Genomic DNA, 5,122 nt, shown 5'->3' with positions numbered 1-5,122 from the left:
CCGAAAAGGTTCCGCACAACTCGAGGACACTGAAGGAAGTCGGCTTCCACCGCTTCCGGTCGCCTTGAGAAGATACTGGATGACATCGCAATCAGGATCTGATGCCCCGTCCCCAGCCCTGAACGCCCACGCGCCCCTGCTCGCGCCCTCGATCCAACGCTCCCTCGGCCAGCACCTGCGCGCGGCCTACGCTTCCCTGGAGGACGCACAGCCCGACCGCTTCGCCGTCCTGATCGCCCGCCTGGAGGCGGTGCTGGCAGCCCGGGGCGAGACCCTCACGGCGGAGGTCCGCCAGGGCCTGCAGGACCACGCGCCGGGCCTGCGCAAGTACGCCCTGTCCCTGACCCGCGACGCCGCCCGCGCCGACGACCTCGTGCAGGACACGATGCTGCGGGCCTGGATGTACCGCGAGAGCTTCACGCCCGGCACCAACGTCTGCGGCTGGCTCACCATCATCATGCGCAACACGTTCTACTCGGGCCAGCGCAAGCGCGTGCACGAGGTCGAGGACAGCGACGGAAGCTACGCCGCGCAACTGGTGACCCTGCCGGCGCAGGGCGCGGTGCTCGACCTGGAAGACGTGAACGCGGCCATCGGCCGGTTGTCGGACACCCTGCGCCAGGCCCTCACCCTCGTGGCCATCGACAACATGACCTACGACGAGGCGGCGACCGTCATGGGCTGCAAGATCGGCACGGTGAAGAGCCGGGTCTGGCGGGCCCGCGAGAGCCTGGCCGCCCTCGTCGGCTACTCGGCCGACGAGATCGGGCCCGACCGCCTCGCGAACGCCGTCCTCGGGGAAGCGCGCCTGCAGGCGCGGGCCTGACGGGGCGCCTCCGTCCGTCGCAGGTCTTGGACGCAGGATCTTGGACGCGAGGTCTTGGACGCAGGACCGGTGACTGCCTTTGCGAGTTCCGCTTAGAGCAGCGTTCCGCGCAGGATCAGCATCGCCACCGAGAAGTAGATGACGAGCCCCGTGACGTCGACGAGGGTCGCCACGAAGGGGGCCGAGGCGGTGGCGGGGTCGAAGCCGAGGCGCTGCAGCAGGAACGGCAGCATCGAGCCGGTGAGCGAGCCGAAGGTGACGATGCCCACCAGCGCCGCGCCGACGGTCGCCGCCACCAGGGGCCAGTGCATGCCGTAATCGTAGAGTCCGGTCTTCTGCCAGACCACGATGCGCACGATGCCGATCGCGCCCAGAATCGTCCCGAGCACCAGGCCGGTGGGGAGTTCCCGCAGGGCCACCCGCCACCAGTCGCGCAGGCGTACCTCGTGCAGCGCCAGGGCGCGGATGAGGAGCGAGGTGGCCTGGCTGCCGGAATTGCCGCCGGAACTCATGATCAGCGGGATGAACAGGGTCAGCACGATGGCCTTCTCGAGTTCACCCTCGAAGCCCTGCATGGCGGTCGCGGTCATCATCTCGCCGAGGAACAGGGCGCAGAGCCAGCCCGCCCGCTTGCGGATCATCGTTCCGAAGCGGATGTCCATGTAGGGATCGGGCAACGCCTCCATGCCGCCGAAGCGCTGCACGTCCTGCGTCTGCTTCTCGACCATGGCGTCGATCATGTCGTCCACGGTGACGATGCCGATGAGGTGGCCGACCGCGTCGATGACCGGGAGCGCCAGGAGGTCGTATTTCGAGATCAGGCGGGCCGCCTCCTCGCGGCTCGCGGTGGGCGAGACCGCGAGCGGGCGCCGGTTCGGCGCGACCGAGAGCACATTGTCCTCCGGCTGGCCCGTGATCAGCCGGCGCAGGGGCACCGCCTTGGTCAGCGCGCGGGTGCGCGGGTCGAGAACGAAGATCGCGTAGATGGTCTCCCGCGTCTTCTCCACCTGCCGGACGTGGTCGAGGGTCTGGCGGACCGTCCAGTTGCCTGGCACGGCGACGAATTCGGTCGTCATCAGCGAGCCCACGGTCTCCTCGCCGTAGGTGCTGAGCCGGTCCACGGCGCCCCGCGTCTCCGCGTCGAGGCGGGCGCGCAGGTCCGAGCGCCCCGGCTCCTCGATCTCGCGGAAGATGTCGGTGATCCGGTCGGCCGACATGCCAGACAGGAATGAGGCGACCCGGTCGCGCGGCAGCATCTCGATGATGTCGGCGGCGCTGTCGAGTTCGGGCTGATCGAGAACCTCGATCGCCCGCTCCTGGGACAAGCCGAGCAGGATCGCGGCGGCGACCTCGGGGGCCTCTTCGTTCAGGGCCTCGACGATGTCGGGGGCGCGCTCGTCCGACAGGCGCGCGGCGAGCACCGCCGGATCGATGCCGGAGGGGAAGGGGGCGATCTCGTTCATGGGCTCACCTCGGCTTGGTGGCGCGATCCTGGCCGCACCTCGCCGGAGCGGGCCGGTCCGCGCCGGCCGCCGCGCGGGGCCCCGGGAGGGCCTTCAGCGTCGGGAGACGGGAGCGGATGCGGCCGCGCAGGGCGCGGGCGATTGGTCTGGCGATCGGTCTGGACTGTCGCTGGGCATGGGGTTCGTCGATGGGGAGCCGGGACGCGCACCGGCCCGTGAATCACGGGCGGTGGCGCTCGGCGGCGCGTGAGTGCGCCTCGTCGCCCGCCTGCGTCAAGCCCGAAACGAAGGGGGCGAACGCTTCAGGACGGGAACGCGGTGCCCGCCCGGCCTGACGCGCCGGATCCCGCCCGAGACGTCACGCGCGACCCGCACGGGGATCGAGCCGCCAAGAACCGTGGGGGGGCCTTCGCCGGGGCCTCGGAATCCCGACGCGCCGGTACACGGATCGGGCCTCGTACCGGGGAGGTCCGCAAGCGCGCTTTGCCGGTGCCGACGCCCGATCAGGCCAGGGGGGGCGCACGGGGATGGTCGGGCTTCACCTTCCGAACCCGGGGTAACGGCACCATATGTCTGATTGCGGAGCGATTTTCGCGCCCGCGGGGCCGGCCGTGCGGGCGTCGGCGCCGATCCTATGAGAAATATAAGTGTAGTGCCCACTTGTATTGCGCCCAACATAACGGCATATCAGGGGCGTCGAACACGAAGGAGTTCCCCCATGAAGTGGTCCGCCCCCGTCGTCCAGGAAGTCTGCGTCGGCATGGAAGTCACCAGCTACGAGTCGGCCGAGATCGATCCCTTCAACTAAGGGCACTGCCCTCGGCTGAACCTGCCCGATCCGTGTGGATCAGGCTCTAACCCGCCAAAACTGGAGAAACGTCATGAAGTGGTCCGCCCCCATCGTCCAGGAAATCTGCGTCGGCATGGAAGTCACCAGCTACGAGTCCGCCGAGATCGATACCTTCAACTGAGGGTGATCGCGGGCGCCGCGCACGGGGCCTGCTGATCCAAGAGGGGCGTCATCCGAAAGGGTGGCGCCCCTTTTGTTCGTGGGGTCCTCAGAGCGCCAGCCCGAGCTGGCGCGGTTCCGATGCCGGCCCGTGCTCCAGGCCCGAGAGGGAGACGCCGAGGAGGCGCACGCTGCGCCGAAGCGGGAACGCCTCCCGCAGGAGCGCCAGCACGATTCGCTCCAGATCGTCCCGACCCGACACGAAGCCCGGCAGGGAGCGCGCCCGGGTGATCTGCTCGAAATCCGCGAACTTCACCTTCAGGGTCACGGTCCGGGCCCGCACCTCCTTGGCGCCGGCGGCGCCCCAGACCTTGTCGAGAATCGGCGCGAGGCGGCCGGCGAGCACGGTGTAGTCGGCCGAATCCTCCGAGAAGGTGTTCTCCGTGCCGATGGACTTCCGGATCCGGTTGACGCGCACCGGGCGCTCGTCGATGCCGCGCGCAACCCCATAATAGTAGGGCGCCGAGGCGCCGAACCGTGCCACGAGATCGTCGAGGCTCAGGGCCCGCAGGTCGCGGCCGGTGAGGATGCCGAGCGCCTTCATCCGCGCCTCCGTCACCGGCCCGACCCCGTGGAAGCGCCCGATCGGCAGATCCTCCACGAAGGCCGGCCCCATGGCGGGCGTGATCACGAAGAGCGCATCCGGCTTTCGGAAGTCCGAGGCGACCTTGGCCAGGAACTTGTTGTAGGAGACGCCGGCCGAGGCCACGAGCCCGGTCCGCTCGCGGATCGCGGCCCGGATCGCGCGGGCCACCTCCGTGGCGGTGGGCAGTCCCTGCCGGTTCCGCGTCACGTCGAGATAGGCCTCGTCGAGGGCGACGGGTTCGATGAGGTCGGTGTGCTCGGCGAAGACCGCCCGGATCTGCTCCGAGATCGCCCGGTAGACGTCGAAGCGCGGCTTGACGAAGACGAGGTCCGGGCACAGCCGCCGCGCGGTGACCGAGGGCATGGCCGAGCGCACCCCGAACACCCGCGCCTCGTAGCTCGCCGCCGCCACCACGCCGCGCTCGCGCGAGCCGCCCACCGCCACGGGGCGCCCGCGCAGCTCCGGAGCGTCGCGCTGCTCCACGGAGGCGTAGAACGCGTCCATGTCGATGTGGATGATCTTGCGGGTCGTTTCCCCACCGTCCGGCTGCATCGCGGACATGCCTCCTCGCCCTGATCCGGCATTCGTTCGTGGTCTGTTCGCACAATCCCGGTTCGTGTCCGGGAATCAAGCCCGCCCCGCGCATGATCCACCGTCGAACCGTCCGTCGGCCAGGGGGCTCGCCGCGGCGCCGCTCCTGCCGCATAAGGCGGCCGAGACATCGCGGCCCAGCCTCCGCGAATCGCCCGAGGACCGCGCCGTGAACGTCACCCAGATCACCCATCACGACCTCGACGGCTACGGCGCCTCAACGGTGGTCGGCCAGTTCGTCGACGTGTCGCGGATCGTGCACGTGCCGCGCTACTCGGATGTCGGCCCCGTGGTCGAGGCCGAGCTGAAGCGCCTCGGCAAGGCCCGCGAGCCGGAGATGATCGTGATGACCGATCTCGGCCTGGAGGCCGTGGCGGTGACGTTCATCAAGAGCTTCGCCGCCCTGAACCGCCGCCGCGACGCGGCCGCCCGCCACCGCCTGATCGTGCTCGACCACCACGCCTCGTCCGTGGACCAGCTCCGTGACGGCAAGCTCGAACCCCGCGTCGACCCCGAGGCGCCGAATGTGAAGCGCTTCGACCTCGAGGATCCCGACATCGTCGTGCTCATCGACGAGACCCGCTGCGCTACGCGGCTGGCCTACGAGCACCGGGCGCTCTACGCCACCGGCGAAGCCGGCACCCGCG

The 5,122-nt window shown here is 69.8% G+C and carries 5 protein-coding genes and 1 pseudogene; 4 read left to right on the top strand and 2 right to left on the bottom strand.

Annotated features, from left to right (window positions below):
- Nucleotides 1-79 precede the first annotated feature (79 nt).
- On the top strand, nucleotides 80-826 hold the full coding sequence (locus tag K2X24_RS16495) for a sigma-70 family RNA polymerase sigma factor (protein ID WP_292499431.1): 747 nt from the start codon (nucleotides 80-82) through the stop codon (nucleotides 824-826).
- A gap of 92 nt (nucleotides 827-918) precedes the next feature.
- Here the strand turns inward: K2X24_RS16495 and mgtE are convergent, their stop codons facing one another.
- Entirely contained in the window at nucleotides 919-2,289 is a 1,371-nt protein-coding gene (mgtE, locus tag K2X24_RS16490) for a magnesium transporter (RefSeq protein ID WP_292499430.1), read from the bottom strand.
- A 718-nt stretch (nucleotides 2,290-3,007) separates the two neighbouring features.
- Between mgtE and pqqA (K2X24_RS16485) the strand changes: the two genes are divergently transcribed.
- Entirely contained in the window at nucleotides 3,008-3,097 is a 90-nt protein-coding gene (pqqA, locus tag K2X24_RS16485; protein WP_019902976.1) for a pyrroloquinoline quinone precursor peptide PqqA, read from the top strand.
- 73 nt (nucleotides 3,098-3,170) lie between these two features.
- Complete coding sequence (gene pqqA, locus K2X24_RS16480; RefSeq protein ID WP_056092902.1) at nucleotides 3,171-3,260, top strand: pyrroloquinoline quinone precursor peptide PqqA; 90 nt, start codon at nucleotides 3,171-3,173, stop codon at nucleotides 3,258-3,260.
- 87 nt (nucleotides 3,261-3,347) lie between these two features.
- On the opposite strand, the gene dinB is transcribed toward pqqA (K2X24_RS16480), so the two are convergent.
- The gene (dinB, locus tag K2X24_RS16475) at nucleotides 3,348-4,445 is read right to left on the bottom strand and encodes a DNA polymerase IV (RefSeq protein ID WP_292499429.1); all 1,098 of its coding nucleotides are present in this window, start codon (nucleotides 4,443-4,445) and stop codon (nucleotides 3,348-3,350) included.
- A gap of 199 nt (nucleotides 4,446-4,644) precedes the next feature.
- Here dinB and K2X24_RS16470 point away from each other — a divergent pair.
- Nucleotides 4,645-5,122, top strand: a pseudogene (locus K2X24_RS16470) (dimethylmenaquinone methyltransferase); the annotation flags it as partial.

The sequence above is a fragment of the Methylobacterium sp. genome (genome assembly GCF_019750675.1).
Lineage (GTDB): Bacteria > Pseudomonadota > Alphaproteobacteria > Rhizobiales > Beijerinckiaceae > Methylobacterium.
The sequence above is the reverse complement of the archived record's forward strand: the minus strand, read 5'-3'. Positions and strand labels throughout refer to the sequence as shown.